At 67.6% G+C, this 17,657-nt stretch carries 16 protein-coding genes; 8 read left to right on the plus strand and 8 right to left on the minus strand.

Features of this window, described 5'->3' with window-relative positions:
- The first annotated feature begins 14 nt into the window (after window positions 1-14).
- The gene (locus IAE56_RS03515) at window positions 15-476 is read left to right on the plus strand and encodes a hypothetical protein (RefSeq protein ID WP_200751479.1); all 462 of its coding nucleotides are present in this window, start codon (window positions 15-17) and stop codon (window positions 474-476) included.
- An 82-nt stretch (window positions 477-558) separates the two neighbouring features.
- Here the strand turns inward: IAE56_RS03515 and IAE56_RS03520 are convergent, their stop codons facing one another.
- Window positions 559-1,065, minus strand: a complete 507-nt coding sequence (locus tag IAE56_RS03520) for an acyl-CoA thioesterase (RefSeq protein WP_164073371.1) — start codon at window positions 1,063-1,065, stop codon at window positions 559-561.
- Window positions 1,066-1,224: 159 nt separating this feature from the next.
- Window positions 1,225-2,436, minus strand: coding sequence for a methionine adenosyltransferase (gene metK / locus IAE56_RS03525; protein ID WP_079220656.1), 1,212 nt, complete (start codon window positions 2,434-2,436; stop codon window positions 1,225-1,227).
- 315 nt (window positions 2,437-2,751) lie between these two features.
- On the opposite strand from metK, the gene IAE56_RS03530 reads away from it, so the two are divergent.
- The 3 genes from IAE56_RS03530 (at window position 2,752) to IAE56_RS03540 (ending at window position 6,501) form a co-directional block, all read left to right on the plus strand.
- Window positions 2,752-4,461 (plus strand): lysophospholipid acyltransferase family protein, encoded by a 1,710-nt coding sequence (locus tag IAE56_RS03530; RefSeq protein WP_200751480.1) that lies wholly within the window; start codon window positions 2,752-2,754, stop codon window positions 4,459-4,461.
- Entirely contained in the window at window positions 4,458-5,258 is an 801-nt protein-coding gene (locus tag IAE56_RS03535) for a UDP-2,3-diacylglucosamine diphosphatase (protein ID WP_108767775.1), read from the plus strand. Before IAE56_RS03530 ends, IAE56_RS03535 begins: the two co-directional genes overlap by 4 nt.
- Before the next feature lie 166 nt (window positions 5,259-5,424).
- Window positions 5,425-6,501: a metal-dependent hydrolase gene (locus IAE56_RS03540; protein WP_200751481.1), complete on the plus strand. Its 1,077-nt coding sequence runs from the start codon at window positions 5,425-5,427 to the stop codon at window positions 6,499-6,501.
- 21 nt (window positions 6,502-6,522) lie between these two features.
- On the opposite strand, the gene IAE56_RS03545 is transcribed toward IAE56_RS03540, so the two are convergent.
- The 6 genes from IAE56_RS03545 to IAE56_RS03570 form a co-directional block, all read right to left on the minus strand.
- Window positions 6,523-7,530, minus strand: coding sequence for a glycosyltransferase family 2 protein (locus tag IAE56_RS03545; RefSeq protein ID WP_200751482.1), 1,008 nt, complete (start codon window positions 7,528-7,530; stop codon window positions 6,523-6,525).
- A gap of 10 nt (window positions 7,531-7,540) precedes the next feature.
- Window positions 7,541-9,400, minus strand: coding sequence for a hypothetical protein (locus IAE56_RS03550; RefSeq protein ID WP_200751483.1), 1,860 nt, complete (start codon window positions 9,398-9,400; stop codon window positions 7,541-7,543).
- A gap of 134 nt (window positions 9,401-9,534) precedes the next feature.
- Window positions 9,535-10,362 carry a class I SAM-dependent methyltransferase gene (locus IAE56_RS03555; protein ID WP_150453395.1) on the minus strand — a complete coding sequence of 276 codons (828 nt, stop codon included), beginning with the start codon at window positions 10,360-10,362 and terminating at the stop codon, window positions 9,535-9,537.
- A gap of 144 nt (window positions 10,363-10,506) precedes the next feature.
- Entirely contained in the window at window positions 10,507-11,502 is a 996-nt protein-coding gene (gene dusB / locus IAE56_RS03560) for a tRNA dihydrouridine synthase DusB (protein WP_200751484.1), read from the minus strand.
- Window positions 11,503-11,832: 330 nt separating this feature from the next.
- Complete coding sequence (locus IAE56_RS03565; RefSeq protein WP_108767779.1) at window positions 11,833-12,798, minus strand: ribokinase; 966 nt, start codon at window positions 12,796-12,798, stop codon at window positions 11,833-11,835.
- 25 nt (window positions 12,799-12,823) lie between these two features.
- A complete protein-coding gene (locus IAE56_RS03570; protein ID WP_108767780.1) occupies window positions 12,824-14,122 on the minus strand; it encodes a nucleoside transporter C-terminal domain-containing protein in 1,299 nt (432 codons plus the stop codon).
- Window positions 14,123-14,313: 191 nt separating this feature from the next.
- On the opposite strand from IAE56_RS03570, the gene IAE56_RS03575 reads away from it, so the two are divergent.
- The 4 genes from IAE56_RS03575 to IAE56_RS03590 all read left to right on the plus strand — a co-directional run bounded on the left by IAE56_RS03575 (window position 14,314) and on the right by IAE56_RS03590 (window position 17,501).
- Entirely contained in the window at window positions 14,314-15,285 is a 972-nt protein-coding gene (locus IAE56_RS03575) for an aldo/keto reductase (RefSeq protein ID WP_200751485.1), read from the plus strand.
- A 166-nt stretch (window positions 15,286-15,451) separates the two neighbouring features.
- Entirely contained in the window at window positions 15,452-15,646 is a 195-nt protein-coding gene (locus tag IAE56_RS03580) for a hemin uptake protein HemP (protein WP_005412278.1), read from the plus strand.
- Between the two features lie 241 nt (window positions 15,647-15,887).
- Window positions 15,888-16,490: a Hemin transport protein gene (locus tag IAE56_RS03585; protein ID WP_200751486.1), complete on the plus strand. Its 603-nt coding sequence runs from the start codon at window positions 15,888-15,890 to the stop codon at window positions 16,488-16,490.
- An 84-nt stretch (window positions 16,491-16,574) separates the two neighbouring features.
- On the plus strand, window positions 16,575-17,501 hold the full coding sequence (locus IAE56_RS03590) for a DUF6607 family protein (protein WP_200751487.1): 927 nt from the start codon (window positions 16,575-16,577) through the stop codon (window positions 17,499-17,501).
- Window positions 17,502-17,657 lie beyond the last annotated feature (156 nt).

Raw genomic sequence — 17,657 nt, forward strand, 5'->3', positions numbered from 1 at the left:
TATCCTCTCGCCCCATGAAGCATTCCTGGCGTATCACCAAGTACTGGCAGCGGATGCCCGAGGGATACCTCTGCTCACCGCCCGAAGGGTGGACGGACTTCGGTGATGTCGGCAGCCTGGTGAGTCTCGAGGATTACCTCGTTGTCGAGAATGCGTATCTGGATGCGATCAGGCGTTTCTGCGTCGGCATCGGCGTCGAGTCACTGCGCATCCAGTCGCTTGAACGGCGTGACTCACGCGATTACCACGAGGGCCAGCCGCTGGATCTGGATGGGATCGAGCGGGTGGCGCGTGACGTGCTACGCAACGTCATCTGGTGCAAGCTGGTGGGCGACAGCGCCGAAGTTCATTTCGGTTACGACTACTACATGTTCGTGGTGTCGTCGGTGGACGCGTCGGCCGCACTCGCACAGGCCGATCCACTGTTGAACATCGAGTCTTTCCTGTCGCCCTATCTGCCCGAACAGGAAGGGTAGTGCCGGCCGCTGGCCGGCAATCCCATCATGTTTGGCAGCACGCAGGGTTGCCGGCCAGCGGCCGGCCCTACCGGGTTCGCGGTCAGTCTTCCGGCGACGGCGGGTTCGACGCCAGCAGCTCCAGGTGCCGCTGTTCCATTTCCTGCCGCAGCTGGCGGCGGATCTGCGCAGCGGCCTGGCGGCGCTTCTCGTCCGAGCTGGCTGGCTGCAGCGGCGGCACCGCCGTCGGCCGGCCTTCCTCGTCCACCGCCACCATGGTGAAGAAGCAGCTGTTGGCGTGGCGCACGCTGCGCTTGAGGATGTCCTCGGCCACGACCTTGATGCCGATCTCCATCGACGAGGTACCGGTGTAGTTCACCGAGGCCAGGAAGGTGACCAGCTCGCCCACCGCGATGGGCTGGCGGAACATCACCTGGTCCACCGACAGGGTGACCACGTAGCTGCCCGCATAGCGGCTGGCGCAGGCATAGGCCACCTGGTCGAGCAGGCGCAGGACGGCACCGCCGTGGACCTTGCCGGAGAAATTGGCCATGTCCGGCGACATCAGCACGGTCATGGACAGCTGGTGGGTTTTCAGTTCGGTCGACATGCACCGATTGTATCGGGCAGGGGCCGCGTAGAGTCGAGCTTGCTCGACTGAGGTTGCCAGGAGCAGTCGAGCAAACTCGACTCTACGCAAAGCAGAAGGGCCGCTTGCGCGGCCCTTCTGCAAGGTCAGCCGACTAACAGTCGGCTCTACCCGTCGGTCTTACTTGAGCTTCGCATCGGCGCGCAGGGCGGCGGCGCGGTCGGTCTTCTCCCAGGAGAAGGCCGTGGCGTTGACGGTCTCGCCTTCGCCGTTGAGGTAGCTGAATTCCTTCGGCTTGCGGCCGAAGTGGCCGTAGGCGGCGGTCTGCTGGTACATCGGGTGCACCAGGTCCAGCATCTTGATGATGCCGTACGGGCGCAGGTCGAAGTGCTTGCGGATCAGCTTCTCGATCTTGTCGTCGCTGATCTTGCCGGTGCCGAAGGTGGTGACCGAGATCGAGGTCGGCTCAGCCACGCCAATGGCGTAGGAGACCTGCACTTCGCAACGGTCGGCCAGGCCGGCGGCAACCACGTTCTTGGCGACGTAACGGGCAGCGTAGGCCGCCGAACGGTCGACCTTGGACGGGTCCTTGCCGGAGAAGGCGCCACCACCGTGACGGGCCCAGCCGCCGTAGGTGTCGACGATGATCTTGCGGCCGGTCAGGCCGCAGTCGCCCACCGGGCCGCCGATCTCGAACTTGCCGGTCGGGTTGATGTGGAACTTGGTGCCCTTGTGCAGCCACTTGGCCGGCAGCACCGGCTTGATGATCTCTTCGCGGACGGCCTCGATGAGGTCCTTCTGCTTGATGCCCGGGGCGTGCTGGGTGGACAGGACCACGGCGTCGATGGCCGAGACCACGCCGTTTTCATAGCGCAGGGTGACCTGGCTCTTGGCGTCCGGGCGCAGCCAGGACAGCGGCGAGTTGCGCTTCTTGCGGATCTTGGCCTGCTGTTCCACCAGGCGGTGCGACAGGTGGATCGCGGCCGGCATGAAGCTGTCGGTCTCGTTGGTGGCGTAGCCGAACATCAGGCCCTGGTCGCCAGCGCCCATTTCTTCCGGCTTCTTGCGGTCCACGCCCTGGGCGATGTGCGGCGACTGCTTGCCGATCAGGTTCAGCACGCCGCAGGTGGCGCCGTCGAAGCCGACGTCGGAGCTGTCGTAGCCGATGTCCGTGATGACCTTGCGGGTCAGGGCTTCCAGGTCGATCCAGGCGCTGGTGGTGATTTCACCGGCGACGATGGCAACACCGGTCTTGACCATGGTCTCGCAGGCCACGCGGGCGCGCTGGTCCTGGGTCAGGATCGCGTCCAGCACCGCATCGGAGATCTGGTCGGCAACCTTGTCCGGATGGCCTTCGGAGACCGACTCGGAGGTGAAGAGATAGCTGGACATCAGGCGGTATATCCCTTGATTCGGATGGAAAGATGGGCGCGCATCATACACGGGGTGCGCCGCCTGTGCATTGTGAACCCGTATGGGTTGCCGGTGGTTAAGGTGTTGTGCCCGCCGGGACAAGGCCTGGCGAGGTTCCGGGGCCCATGGTGCGCAGGCAGTGTTCCACTGGCGTGACCATTGGCGGGCGGCCTTCACGGCCCGGGGCCCACTGGCCGGGGCCGTCATCGTTCTGCCGCCAAACCGCCATCTGCCTGCCGCGTGGCGGGCGCAGGCTCTCGGCCAATCCGGCCGCCGGGCATCAGTGAGCACGCCATGCAGGAACTCGAGCAGCGCTTGCAGCAACGTTTCCCCGATTGGTTCCGCGGCCGCCGCGGGCATCTGGCGCGGCCCCTGCTGCGCAGCGTGGGCCGCTGGTCGCGGCTGGACCGGGTGGAGGCCTTCCTGCAGCGCAGCGCGAATCTGCGCGGCTTCGACTTCGTCGCCGCCGGGCTGGAGTTCCTCGAAAGCGGCTACCAGGTCGATCCGCTGGACCTGTCCCGGATCCCGGCCCGCGGCCGCCTGCTGATCGTGGCCAACCATCCTTCCGGTGCGCTGGACGCGCTGGCCCTGCTGGACGCGGTCGGCCGGGTGCGGCGCGACGTGCGCATCGTGGCCAACGACCTGCTGGGCGCCATCGGCCCGCTGCAGGACCTGCTGCTGCCGGTGCGCATCCTCGGCGGCAAGGTCCAGCGTGGCAGCCTGCACGCGGTGGAACAGGCCCTGGACGCCGAGCAGTGCGTCATCGTGTTCCCGGCCGGCGAAGTGTCGCGGCTGTCGCTGCAGGGCATCCGCGATGGGCGCTGGCAGCGCGGTTTCGTCCGTTTCGCCCGCGCCGCCGGGGCGCCGGTGCTGCCGGTGCGGGTGGAAGCGCGCAACTCGGCGCTGTTCTACGGCGCCTCGACCCTGTTCAAGCCGGCGGGCACCGCCCTGCTGGCCCGCGAGATGTTCGCCCGCCGCGGCCGCCCGCTGCGCCTGCGCATCGGCCAGCCGATGCAGCTGGGCCAGGGCGACCCCGGCGCGCAGCTGCTGGCCGTGCGCCGCGCGCTGTACGCCCTGGGCCCCGCGGACAGTGCCACCGGCAGCCTGCCGGCCGGCCCCGAGCCACTGGCCGCCCCGGTGCCGCCGGCGCAGGTGGCCGCCGATATCGCCCGGGCCACGGTGCTGGGCCAGACCGGTGACGGCAAGCAGATCCTGCTGGCCACCTGCACCGCCGATTCGGCGCTGCTGCGCGAGCTGGGCCGGCTGCGCGAGCTGACCTTCCGCCAGGTGGGCGAGGGCACCGGCCGCAGCCGCGACCTGGACGACTACGACCTGCAGTACCAGCACATCGTCATCTGGGACGGCAGCGCGCAGCGCATCGCCGGTGCCTACCGCATCATGCGCGGCGCACAGGCCCTGGCCCGCCGCGGCCTGGCCGGGCTCTACAGCGCCTCGCTGTTCCGCTATTCCGACGATGCCATCACCCGCATCGCCGAAGGCCTGGAACTGGGCCGCAGCTTCGTGGTGCCCGATTACTGGGGCAGCCGCAGCCTGGATTACCTGTGGCAGGGCATCGGTGCCTACCTGCAGTGCCAGCCGGGCATCCGCTACCTGTTCGGCGCGGTGTCGATCAGCGCCGCGCTGCCGCGCGAGGCGCGCGAACAGCTGGTGGCCTACTACCAGCGCTACTACGGTGGCCGCAGCGGCCTGGTCGAATCCAACCAGCCGTTCCAGTACTTCGCCGCACCGCCCAGCTTCGGTGAACTCGACGCCGGCGCTGCGTTCGATGTGCTGAAGGCCAACCTGACCGCGCTGGGCACGGGTGTGCCGACGCTGTACCGCCAGTACACCGATCTGTGCGAACCCGGCGGCGCCCGCTTCCTCGCGTTCGGCGTCGATCCGGATTTCAGCGATTCGATCGACGGCCTGATCGAAGTGGACCTGCAGGCGATCCGGCCAAACAAACGCAAACGCTACCTGCGCGACGCGGGGATGCCGGCATGAGCGCGCTGGCGAACCTGTCGCCGCACCGGCGTGCAGTGTTCGTCTCCGATGTGCACCTCGGGTCGCGCCACTGCCACGCCGCCGAACTGGCCACCTTCCTCGGCCAGCTGCGCTGCGAGCGGCTGTACCTGGTCGGCGACATCATCGACCTGTGGTGGATGGCGCACCGCCGTGCCAACTGGCGTGCCTCGCACAGCGAGGTGATCCAGGCACTGCATGCGCTGCGCCGCGCCGGCACCGAGATCATCTACATCCCCGGCAACCACGATGCCTCGCTCCGCCATGTGTGCGGTCTGATGCTGCCGGCCATGCAGGTGCGCCGCCGCGCCATCCACGTGACCGCCGACGGCCGCCGCCTGCTGGTGGCGCACGGCGATGACTACGACGGCGTGACCCACTTCGGCGGCCTGCAGGAGCGCTTCGGCGACTGGCTGTACTACCGCATCCTCACCGGCAACCAGGCGTTGAACGCGGTGCGGCGCCGGCTCGGCATGCGCTACTGGTCGCTGTCCGAATTCCTGAAGAAGCGCAGCGGCGCCGCCGAGCGCTACATCGAGCGCTTCGTCCAGGCCGGCCTGGATGACGTGCGCCGGCGCGGGCTGGACGGCATCATCTGCGGCCACATCCACCGCGCGGCGCTGGTCGAGCGCGATGGGCTGGTCTATGCGAACGACGGCGACTGGGTGGAAAGCCTGACCGCGCTGGCCGAGGACCACGACGGCGCGCTGCGCCTGCTGGACCACCACGGGCAGACATTGGTGGAGCTGCCCGGCGCGCGGATGTCGCAGGCGGCGTAGCACCTGCTTTCTGTAGCGCCGAGCCCATGCTCGGCTTGCTCTTGTAGAGTCGAGCGTTGCTCGACTGACGCGCGCAGCGCGGGTGGATCCACAAGCAGTCGACTGACAGTCGTCTCTACCTGGCCAGAACCCTACAAACGCCAGGCCATCGCGTTAGCATCGGCGCATGGACTCGTTGACCCAGATCGTTCTCGGTGGCGCCGTCGCTGCCGCCATCGCTCCGCCCGGCCACCGCCGTGCGGCCCTGCTGGCCGGTGCCGCACTCGGCACGCTGCCTGACCTCGATGCGCTGTGGCTCGGCTTCGCTGCCGCCGACCCGGTGGCCAACATGGTCGACCACCGCAGCTTCAGCCATTCGCTGCTGGTGCTGCCGTGGGTGGCCGCGCTGATCTGGTGGCTGTTCAAGCGCTTCGGCAACGGCCGCGTGGCGCAGTCACCGCTGCGCTGGTTCTGGGCGATCCAGCTGGCCCTGGTCACCCATCCGCTGCTGGATGCGTTCACCGTCTACGGCACCCAGCTGTGGTGGCCGCTGCGGCCGCATCCGACGATGGGTTCCAGCGTCTTCATCATCGACCCGGCCTACACCGTGTGGCTGCTGCTGGGCTGCGTGGTGGCCTGGTTCGCGCGCGCACGGCCCTGGGCGGGCAAGGTGCTGGGTGTCTCGCTGCTGGTCAGCACGGCCTACCTGGGCTGGGGCCTGGTGGCCAAGGCCCAGGTGGACCGCGCCGCGCAGCGGAGCCTGGCCGCGATGGGCCTGGGCGATGCGCCGCGGTTCTCCGTGCCGATGCCGTTCAACACGCTGCTGTGGCGGGTGGTGGCGATGACGCCCAGTGGCTACGTGGTGGGCGACCGTTCGCTGGTGGCCGACCACGGGCCCATGCGGTTTGAAGGCTACCCGTCCAACGTACAGGCGCTGCGCGAAGCGTCTGCGATTCCGGCGGTGCAGCGGCTGCAGTGGTTCAACCGCGGCTTCATGCGCGCGCAGGTGGTGGACAACCAGCTGGTGCTGAGTGACCTGCGCATGGGCCTGGAGCCGGACTACACCTTCAACTTCGCGGTGGCCGAGCAGGTGGATGGGCAGTGGCGGGCGATCGTGCCGCAGCAGCAGCGCATGGATTACAGCAGCCCGGCCGCACGCGCCGATGCCGGGCACCGGCTGGTGGCGATGTGGCAGCGGATCTGGCAGCAGCCTTCGCCAACCCTGCCAACGGGCGCGGCTGCGCCGGTGCCTGCGCAACGCTGACGCGCGCCTCGCAGGAACCTGTCAGTCGACCGGCCGGGCCGGCCGGTTGACCTGGATCGAGCGATGAAGCACCTGGCGTGGCGCATTGGCGATGTCAAAGCCGATGAACGCCAGCAGGAACTGCAGGCCGGAGATCAGCGAGACCATGACCAGCATGATCGTGCCGACCGGTGTGGCGACGTCTGCGGCGGCCGAGCTGATCCAGTGATAAAGGCCGAAGCAGCCGCCGAAACCGAGCAGGCAAAGACCGGCAATCAGCTCCAGCGACGCAATTGAGAGATCGCGCAGGAAATAGTTGTAGCCCACCCGCTTGAGGGTGTTGCGAATGTGCTTGAAGGCGAATTCACCCAGTATCCGGCTGATCCGCAGATTGCTGGTCTCATCGGCGTAATGCGCATCCATCGCCACGTCCTGGACCACTGCACGCACGGTATTGAGCCGGAACAGCATGTCGGTCTCGAAAAAGTAGCGGTTGCTGATCGACTCAAGCGGCAGATGGCTGGCGACCCGCGCGTGGATGGCCGTGTAGCCGTTGGTCGGGTCGAACACCTGCCAGTAGCCGGAGGAGGCCTTGGTCATGAAAGACAGCATCAGGTTGCCGAACCGGCGCAGCCGTGGCATGCGGCGGATGTGGCCCAGGTTCCAGAAGCGGTTGCCCTTGCAGTAATCGGCGTGGCCTTCGGCAATGGGCGTGACGAAGTCCATCAGCAGCCCCGGGTCCATCTGGCCATCACCGTCGACCTTGACCAGGATGTCCATGCCGTCGGCGATGGCAGCGCGGTAGCCCGTTTTGATTGCGCCACCCACGCCACGGTTCACAGGATGGAAGATCACGCGCACACGGGGATCGTGGCTGCTGCTCTCGATCAGCGTGCCACTGCCGTCGGGGCAGGCGTCATCGATGCAGTAGATCGCCGTCACCCCCGCATCGATCCGGGCCAGCACGTCCAGCACGTGGCGGGTGACCCGGTAGCAGGGAATGATGACGGCGACTTTGGGTGAGGCGGCCTGCCGCGCTGGGGTGATCATGTACGCCTCCTCACTGCTGCGGCGGAGCTGGCGGCACGGCGGGTGCGGCCAGCATCGGAGCGGCGGGTATCTCCACCAGATCGTCGTACATCGAGCGCGGCTCCGCTACATCACTGACCATGACGTGGTGGTAGCGGTTGAACGTGGTGTTGAAGGCGTCTTCGGGCATCGTCGGGAAGTGCTGGCGGAAGTAAGCCAGTTGCGGGAAGTACAGCGTATGGTTGACCGCAGGAATGCCAAGGCCAGGCAACAGTGCACCGTAGCGGCCCGGCACCACCCAGGTGCCATCGGCGGCCATCTGTCCGCCGCGTGCCTGCATCGACGCCAGCACGGCGGCGCGGTCCATGGCGAAGATCGGGTGCGCGGACTGCACCGGATTGAACAGGCCATTGGTCAGCAGGTTGCCGAGCGCGGCCACGGCCAGTACCAGCAGCGCAGGCTGCGCTGCCAGGCGCGGACGTCTGGCTGCCAAGGCCAGCACGCCTACGCACAGCAGCGGCCAGGCGTCGGCCGTGGCATGCAGGCGCGCGTAGCTGCCCTGGCCAAAGGCGAACTTGGCCAGCGTGCCTGCCAGCAGCAGCCCGGCCAGCAGCACCAGGCGGCGGCGCTGCAGGCATACCCCGCCGTTCAACAGCACGAGCGCGCAGCCGATGTTCAACAGCAGGCCGAAGGCCAGCAGTGCGCGGGTCGGCGGCACCATGGAGAAGCCGGTCAGCTTGCCGACCAGCAGCGGGACCCGCAGGAAGATCCAGCAGGTGATCAGCGCAATGCCGGCGGCGAACAGCGCCAGGGAAAGCCTGTTCGCCCGCGCCCAGCGCGCAACCCCGGCCCAGTCGGCCAGCACCGCGGTGAACAACGGAAGCAGACTGCTGAAAACCGCGATCTCACAGGCGTTGGAGGGTTCAAAGGCCGGCAGCGGGTAGAACCCGCGGGTCATCAGGTTGGGAAACCAGTGGGCGGCCAGCGCGACTGGATTGACCCCGCCACCGGCACTTTCCCGCTGCCCGGGATACACGGTGTTGCGCATGATTTCGATCGCTTCATGGAAATATCCCAGGAAGATGACCAACGCCAGACCACCCGCCAGCGCCGCATCCAGCAGCCGTGGCAGACCCAGGGCATCGCGGCGGAAGGCCAGCACCAGAACCGCCATTGCCAGTCCGGCCGAGATGATGAAGGGCGGGTAGGCGATGGCCAGCAGCCAGACGGCGAGCGCGTAGGCGCTGGCAAGGATGCGCAGCCCGCGGTGTTCCACCCGCAACCAGGCAACGGCTGCCCACGGCGCCAGCGCGAAGGCCCCCGCGTTGCTGGTCCACCAGACCTGTATGTAGGGCGAGAAATAGAGCGTGGCCGCTACCAGCACCGCAGCCAGCGGTGGCATCCGCAGCTGGCGCAGGAACAGCGCCCAGCCGCACACGAACGCCATCGTCATGAACAGGAAAAAGAACGAATAGGCGTTGGCCGGCGGCAGCACGAAGAAGGCCCAGTGATAGGGCTTGAACGGCAGGCCCCAGTCGAGCAGCGGCAGCGACTGGAATGAGCGCAGGGTCTCGTGGTAGGGAGAATGGGCATTGATCGGGCCGAAATCGTTGGCCACGGCGATCTGGATGTACGGGGTATAGACCGTCCACTCATCCATGCGGATGCCGCGCGCCTTGCCGAGCAGCGGTTTGATCGGCTCGAGGTCCAGGTACTGGCTGGCCATCGCGTAGGACGATGGCGTCAGTGCAAAGGCGACATACAGCAGGCACAGCACCGTGACAACAACCACGCACCACCGCGCGTGCCGCGGGTCCAGCCCATCCAGAAGGCCGCCCTGTCGGGTACCCAGGAGCAAGCCGTCGCCCCCCATCACTGCACGTGCGGTCATCTCGAATCCCTTCGGGCGCAGAACGCAGGACGCACTTCCACAGGATCGCGGAAGTCGCGGTCTGACGTGCGCCATCGTGTGCGTCAAACCGCACTGGATTCTAGCCGGTTGCGCAGCCGCGCAGGCGCTGGGCCTCAATACACCGTCGCGCGGCCCTGCACGAACGAATAGAAGAACACCGCGTTCGGGTCGTTCTGCACCAGGCGGAACTCACGGCGCATGCCTTCCACGGTGTCCTCGTCCACGGCGCCGGCCTGCAGCAGCTGGTCGGCGGCCGACAGCAGCAGCTGTTCCCAGAACGCGATCATCGTCTTGCGGCGTGCCGGTTCGCGGTTGTCCAGGTGGATGGTCTTGATCTCGGTGTGCACGTCGCGGAAGCCACCGGCCAGCAGCAGGTTGCCGAGCTTGGCGCCGACGAACGGGTCGCCGCCGTGGTCGTGCTGGAAATCGTTGAAGGCCATCCAGTAGCGCCAGATGTGCGGCGAATACGGGTCCAGCAGGAACGAGGCATTCATCACTTCGGTGATGTAGACCGGCGAGCCCGGGGCCAGCACGCGGCGCACTTCGCTGAGCACGCGGGCAGGGGAGGGCACGTGTTCCAGCACCCAGCACAGGAACGCCGAATCGAAGCTGCGGGCCTCGAACGGCAGTTCGCCGGCATCGGCCTGCTGCAGGGTGTAGCGGTCGCTGCACCACGGCGTGCGGGCCAGGTTCTCGCGCGCGGTGGCCAGCTGCGCCTCGCTCAGGTCCACGCCGGTGACGTGCAGCTCGGGGAAACGGCGCAGCAGGATTTCAGTCTGCGCACCGACGCCGCTGCCGACTTCCAGCAGGTGGCGCGCACCGGTGTAGTCGATCTGGCTGAAGATGCTCGATTCCAGCAGGCGCGCCTGGGTCATCAGGCGCTGCTGTTCGGTGCCGGAAAAACCGTGCAGGTAGGTCGGGGAAGAGATCGGCGGCGTCATGGTGGCGGGCTCTTGGGGCGTCGAGCGTGATCGATGGAAAGGGCGCGTAGAGTCGAGCTTGCTCGACTGTTCGGAATGGCCAGTCGAGCAAGCTCGACTCTACGGATCAAGGCAGTCGGGCAGGTTACGAGGCGGCTGGCGCAGTCAGGCAGCGGAGGGCATCGCCGGTTCCCCGGCAATCAGGCGGTCGAAATATTCGGTGGTCAACGCGATCTGGCTGGCTGGGTCTTCGGCGCGGTTGACCACTGCGCGGAAGGCGGCGTTCTCAGGCCGATCCTTGGCGTACCAGCCCAGGTGCTTGCGGGCGATGCGCACGCCCTGCGGCTCACCGTAGAAGGCATGCAGCGCATGCAGGTGGCCCAGCAGGATGTCGCGCACTTCCTCCAGCGAGGGCGGCGCCAGTTCCTGGCCGGTGGCCAGGTAGTGCGCCACCTCGCGGAATATCCATGGCCGGCCCTGTGCGGAACGGCCGATCATCACCGCGTCCACGCCGGTCTGCTGCAGCACATGGGCGGCCTTCTGCGGCGAATCGATATCGCCGTTGGCGATGACCGGGATGCGCAGCGCGGCCTTGATCTCACCGATGGTGCCGTACTCGGCCTGGCCGGTGTAATGCTGGTCGCGGGTGCGGCCGTGCACGGCCAGCGCGGCGATGCCGCTGTCCTCGGCGATGCGCGCGATCACTGGCCCGTTGCGATGGTCGCAGTCCCAGCCGGTGCGGATCTTCAGGGTGACCGGCACGTCCACCGCGTTGACCACGGCTTCGAGGATGCGCGCCACCAGCAGTTCATCGCGCATCAGGGCCGAGCCGGCCCAGGCGTTGCACACCTTCTTGGCCGGGCAGCCCATGTTGATGTCGATGATCTGCGCGCCGTGGTCGACGTTGTAGCGCGCCGCCTCGGCCAGCTGCTGCGGCTCGGTGCCGGCAATCTGCACGCTGATCGGCGCCGGCTCGCCTTCGTGGTCCATGCGGTGGATCGACTTGCGCGTTGTCCAGAAGCGCGGGTCGCTGATGGTCATTTCCGAGGCGGCCAGACCCGCGCCCAGCCGTTTGCACAGCAGGCGGAAAGGCTTGTCGGTGACGCCGGCCATGGGCGCCAGCACGACGTTGGGGGCAATGGTGTACGGGCCGATCTGCATGTGCCCATTGTAGGCCGCAGGACCGGCCGCCGCGCCGCCAGCGGCGGCCCTGTTCAGGCCAATCCGGACCGACCTCATGCCACACCGGCATCAGCAGATGCTTGATGGTCGCTTCCGCCGCCCCCACGGCCCGGTCATGGTGGGCGGCTGGGTCATGGGGGAAGGCCCATCCACGCATGGCGTGGATCTACTGGCCGGAGCCTCCATTCACGCATGGTGCGGCCCACGCACCCGGTAGATCCACGCCATGCGTGGATGGGGCGTGTCGCCGGACACAAAAAACCCCGGGCATTCGCACGCCCGGGGTTTTCATCCACGCATGGCGTGGCGTTACTTCACTTCAGCGTCGGCCGGGGTGAAGCGCGGCATCGCCGCAGCGGCGCCTTCCTTCTCGGTGGAACGGCCGGCGAACTGGTTGGCGAAGCGCACGTGGCGGGCGAACGGCGCGTCCGGCACCTGGGCGATCGAGGCCGCCAGCGCACCGTTGAAGGCATCGCCGGCACCGGTGGTGTCGATCGCCTGCACCTGTTCGGCGCCCACGCGGTAGTACGGCTGCGTGTCGCCACGCAGGTTCTCCTCAGCGTGCGAAACGAACACGCCCACCGCACCCAGGGTGACCACCACGGTGCCGTTGCCGACCAGCTTGCGGCACAGCGCGTGCAGGCTGGCGCCATCCAGCGCGGCCACGTCGTCGGCATCCACGCGCTCACCCACATGGCGGCCGAGCAGCGACGCGAACTCGGTCTCGTTCGGGGTCAGCACATCGGCCAGCTTCAGCAGGCCGATGCTGGACGGGGCGTCGGCCGGTGCGGCATTCAGCACGGTGGTGACACCGGCTTCGCGCGCCGCAGCCAGCGCGGCTTCGATGGTCTGCACCGGCGATTCCAGCTGCACCAGCACCACCTTGGCACCGGCCAGCAGCGCCTGCTGCTGTTCCAGGAACGCGGTGCTCAGCGCGGCGTTGGCGCCGGGGCCGATGACGATGGTGTTGCGGCCACGGGCATCGACGTAGATGCCGGCGGTGCCGGTCGGCTCGCTGCTGGCCTCGGCGATCAGCGCGAAGCCATCCTGCGCGGCCAGGTCACGCGCCGTGGCGCCACCGACGTCATCGCCGAGTGCGCACACGAACGTGGTGTCGGCGCCGGCCCGGCAGGCGGCCACGGCCTGGTTGAAGCCCTTGCCACCCGGGCCGGTGCTGTAGCGGCCGGCAATGGTCGCGCCCGGCGCCGGCAGCGCTTCGCACCGCCACACGTGATCGACATTGAAGGAACCGACGACAACGACACTGCTGCTCATAGGGGATTTCTTCTCAAACAAGGGTTCAACTGAAGTGCGTCAGCACGCCGGCGATGGTCGCCGTCATGAAGGTGGCGATGGTACCGCCCAGCACCGCGCGCAGGCCGAACTTGGCCAGGTCGTGGCGACGTTCCGGGGCCAGGCCACCGATGCCGCCGATCTGGATGGCGATCGAGCTGAAGTTGGCGAAGCCGCACAGGGCGTAGGTCGCGATCAGGCGGCCTTCGTCGGACAGCGACACGCCGGCGATCTGGCCGTTCACGATCTGCGACAGCTCGGTGTAGGCCACGAACTCGTTGATGACGACCTTCTGGCCGATCAGCGAGCCGACGGTGGTGGCATCGGCCCACGGGGTACCGATGACCCAGGCGATCGGGGCCAGCACGTAACCGAAGATGGTCGACAGGTTGGTCGGCTTGCCGATCGCGGCAGCCAGGCCGGTGACATCACCGATCCAGGTCAGCGGGGCGTTCAGCAGGGCGATCAGGGCGATGAAGGCCAGCAGCATCGCGCCGATGTTCAGCGCCAGCTTCAGGCCGTCGCCGGCGCCGGCCGCGGCTGCGTCGATGATGTTGCTGGAGGTCTTCTCGACTTCCATCTTCACCGTGCCGCGGGTCAGCGGGGTGCCGGTTTCCGGGATCAGCAGCTTGGCCACGACCAGGGTGGCCGGGGCCGCCATGATGCTGGCCGCCAGAAGGTGCTTGGCGTAGAAGGCCTGCTGCGCCGGGTCACCGCCGCCGAGCATGCCCACGTAGGCCGCCAGCACGCCGCCGGCGATGTGCGCCATGCCGCCGATCATCATGGTCAGCAGCTCGGACTGGGTCATCTTGGCGATGTACGGGCGCACGGTCAGCGGCGCCTCGGTCTGGCCGATGAAGACGCTGGCGCAGACGCTGGTGGTTTCCGCACCGGACACGCGCATCACCTTGGTGATCGACCACGCCATCACGCGGACGATGCCCTGCATGACGTTCAGGTGGTACATCACGCCCATCAGCGCCGAGAAGAAGATGATGGTCGGCAGCACCTGGAAGGCGAAGATGAAGCCGTAGTTCTGGGTGTCCATCAACGAGCCGAAGATGAAGCCCGAGCCCTCGTTGACGAAGCTGAGGATCTTGACGAAGCCCTTGCCCAGGGCATCGAACACGTCACGCCCGCCCGGTACCAGGATCACCAGCGCCGCGAAGGCGATCTGCAGGGTGATGCCGGTGATGACCAGCTTCCAGTCCACCGCGCGCTTGTTGTTGGAAAACAGCCAGGTGATGCCGATCAGCACCGCCAACCCGAAAAGGCCGAAGCCGATCCTGCCCAAACCTTCGACCATGAGAGCTCCCCCCGGGGGCGCGCGAAAAACGGGAAGCCTAGTGCAGGGCCGGGGCTGGGGCAAGGAAAAGCGGCGTGCGCGGGCCCATCGGCACCGATCAGGCCAGCAACGGCAAGGGCTTGCCGCCGACGGGGGCGGGTAGAATGGGGCTCGATCCCGGCCCGTATGCGGGCCTGCAACAGGAGAATCGCATGCTCTACCGTCGCCTTGGCTCCACCGGCCTGCCGGTGTCCGCCCTGTCCTTCGGCGCCTGGGTGACCTTCGGCGACCAGGTGCCGCGTGACGAGGCCCGCAACCTGGTGGCCGCCGCCTGGGATCACGGCATCAACTTCTTCGACAACGCCGAGGGCTATGCCAACGGCCGCGCCGAGCAGGTGATGGGCGACGTGATCGCCGACCTGCGCCTGCCGCGCGACGGCTACTGCGTGTCCAGCAAGGTGTTCTTCGGCAGTGCCAAGGACCCGCGCCCGACCCAGCGCGGCCTGTCGCGCAAGCATGTGACCGACGCCTGCCATGCCGCGCTCAAGCGCCTGCGGGTGGACTATCTGGACCTTTATTACTGCCACCGCCCGGATCCGGACGCGCCGATCGTCGAGACCGTGCATGCCATGGACACCTTGGTCCGGCAGGGCAAGGTGCTGTACTGGGGCACTTCCGAGTGGTCGGCCACGCAGATCGAGGAGGCGGTGGACATCGCCGCCCGCCACAACTGGCAGGCACCCTCGATGGAACAGCCGCAGTACAACCTGCTGCACCGCGAGCGGGTGGAAGTGGAGTACGCCCCGCTGTATGCCAGCGCCGGGCTGGGGACCACCATCTTCTCGCCGCTGGCCTCGGGCCTGCTCAGCGGCAAGTACGACCAGGGCATTCCGGCCGATGCCCGGCTGGGCCGCGAGGGCATGGGCTGGCTGCAGGACCTGGTGCTGGGCCAGAACGCCGCCGTGCGCCTGGCCCAGGTACGCCGCTTCAGCGAGGTTGCCGCCGAGCTCGGCCATGCCCCGGCCAGCCTGGCCATCGCCTGGTGCCTGCGCAACCCGAATGTCTCCAGCGTGATCCTCGGCGCCAGCCGGGTCAGCCAGCTGCTGCAGAACCTGCAGGCGCTGGACGTGCTGCAGCAGGTGGACGATGCCGGCTGGGCGAAGGTGGAATCGGCCTTCGCCTGAGGGCATCGCGGCGCGGATCGGCCCCCGATCCGCGCCTTCCATTGATGTGATCTATCGAAATTGAGAAATCGATCATAAATCTCATCAATGGAATTGAGAATGGTTGTTGATTGTTAACTGAGAATCATTATCATCTAACTCGTCCCTCGCACGAGTCCAGATGCTCATGAATGCTCAACCTGTACTGCTGCGCCCCGAAACGCTGACCCTGCGCGACCGCCCGGTGCGTGTCGTTCCGCCGGAAGAAGTGATCGACAGCGAAGCCCTGCTGAAGGGCCGCCGCGAAATCCTGATCCAGCACGGCGACCGTTTCTACCGGCTGCGCCACACCAGCAACGACAAGCTGATCCTGACCAAGTAACGCGGTCTGGTCGCCCGCCTCCCTCCCTCCTGCCGGCAGCGCTGGCAGGGTGGGCGACCCGTCCGCTCCCGCTCTCTCCCCCTCGGCTGTCCGTGCACGCCTGGCGTGCCGGTGGCCGGGGGCTCCCCCTCTGCCTGGTCAGGCCCTTGCCGATGACCTGTTGCCTCGCCGCGCGTCCAAGCGACGCGTACGCCACCGGTCCGACCCTGTCGGCCACTCCTGCCGTGTCCTGGTGAATCTCATGAGCCGAGCCCTGTCCGCCCGTCGCCTGTCGTCCTTCCTGCCGCACCACGCGCTGCAGGCCTGGCCCACGCCGGCGCAGCTGGCCGCGCTGGGCACCGTGCTGTGCCTGTACCACGCCGACAGCAGCGAGCTGGGTGGCTGGCGCCAGGCCGTGTCGGTGCATGCCTGCCAGGGCGTGGACAGCGAAGGTCTGCGCGAAAGCCTCTGCTTCCTCGATGGCCGCGGCCGCTGCGTGTGGCGCCTGTACCTGCTGCCCGACAGCGATTTCCTCGCCTGGGACCGGCTGGTCGCATCCCTGCCGCCGGGCCCGGAACACGATGCCGAAGGCAGTGTCGGCGAGCGCCTGTGGCGGCGCCTGGCCGGCCACCTGGGTGGCCAGCGCTGGCGCCTGTGTGCGCTGCGCCTGCATGCCGCCGACGACGGCAGCACCCTGGCCGCCAGCCTGTCCACGCTGTCCTCGCTGGGGGCGGCCACCGCGCGCCGCATCGCCCGGCTGGAAGGTGCCGAGGGCGAACTCTCCATCGATGACTGCTGCTGCGCCGACGCCGCCCGCCGGCCCGCGCCGCGCATCCCCGGCGACCTGCCGCTGGTGCGCCTCTGAACCCGGTTTGATGGAACCCTGATGGATCGATTGCGGCCACGGATGGCCACCCATCGAACCTGACACTCCCCAAGGAACTCCCTGATGAAGTCGCACGCCGCCAGCGTGATGCTGTTGTTTGCCGTCGCCGGTACCGCCAGCGCCCAGCCCACCGATATCGCCCGTGACCACGCCAGCATCCTGGCCATGCAGGGCGAATACACCGTGGATTTCGCCTTCGACGAAACGGTGCTGCTGAAGCCGGGCTACGAGCGTGCACCGGCCATGCGCAGCGCCGGCAACGAAGTGGTGATCGTGGTCGAGGACAGCCCGCAGCGCATCGTGCTGCAGCACCTGCTGGTGGATGCCAAGAGCGGCCACGTGACCAAGCACTGGCGGCAGGACTGGGTGTATGAAGCGCGCAACCGCTTCGAGTTCAGCGCCGACCAGACCTGGCAGGTGCGCACGATTCCGGCGGCCATCAACCAGGGCGCGTGGACCCAGTGCGTGTACGAAGTGAGCGACGCGCCGCGCTACTGCGGCACCGGCACCTGGACCTACGACAACAACGTGCCGACCTGGACCAGCGACATCAGCTGGCGCCCGTTGCCGCGCCGCGAATACACCAAGCGCAGCGACTACAACGCGCTGGCCGTGGTCAACCGCCACACGCTCACCCCGAACGGCTGGACCCACGAACAGTTCAACACCAAGGTGCAGCGCAACGCCGACGGCAGCCAGGTCGAGATCGCCCGCGAATTCGGCTTCAACGACTACATCCGCACCACCGAGGTCGATTTCAGCCCCGCGCGCGATTACTGGAAGGCCACCGCCGGCTACTGGGCGAAAGTGCGCCAGCGCTGGGACGGCTTCCTGACCCAGGCCCCGGGCGTGCACCTGAAGACCAAGCTCGATGGCATGGCGATGATCATCCCGCTGTTCACCCAGGCCGACGACATCCAGTCGGGCAAGAAGGTGAAGGACGCGCAGATCGACGCCGTGTTCGCCGAATTCGTGGAAAAGGCCCGGTAACGCCGGGCCGCAACCGCAACCGCAACCGCAACCGCATCCACGCATGGCGTGGATCTACTGGAAGCGGTCGTCAGTAGATCCACGCCACGCGTGGATGCCGTGATCCGTCAGTAGATCCACGCCACGCGTGGATGCCGTGATCCGTCAGTAGATCCA

The sequence above is a fragment of the Stenotrophomonas sp. S41 genome (assembly GCF_016624625.1).
Classification (GTDB): domain Bacteria; phylum Pseudomonadota; class Gammaproteobacteria; order Xanthomonadales; family Xanthomonadaceae; genus Stenotrophomonas.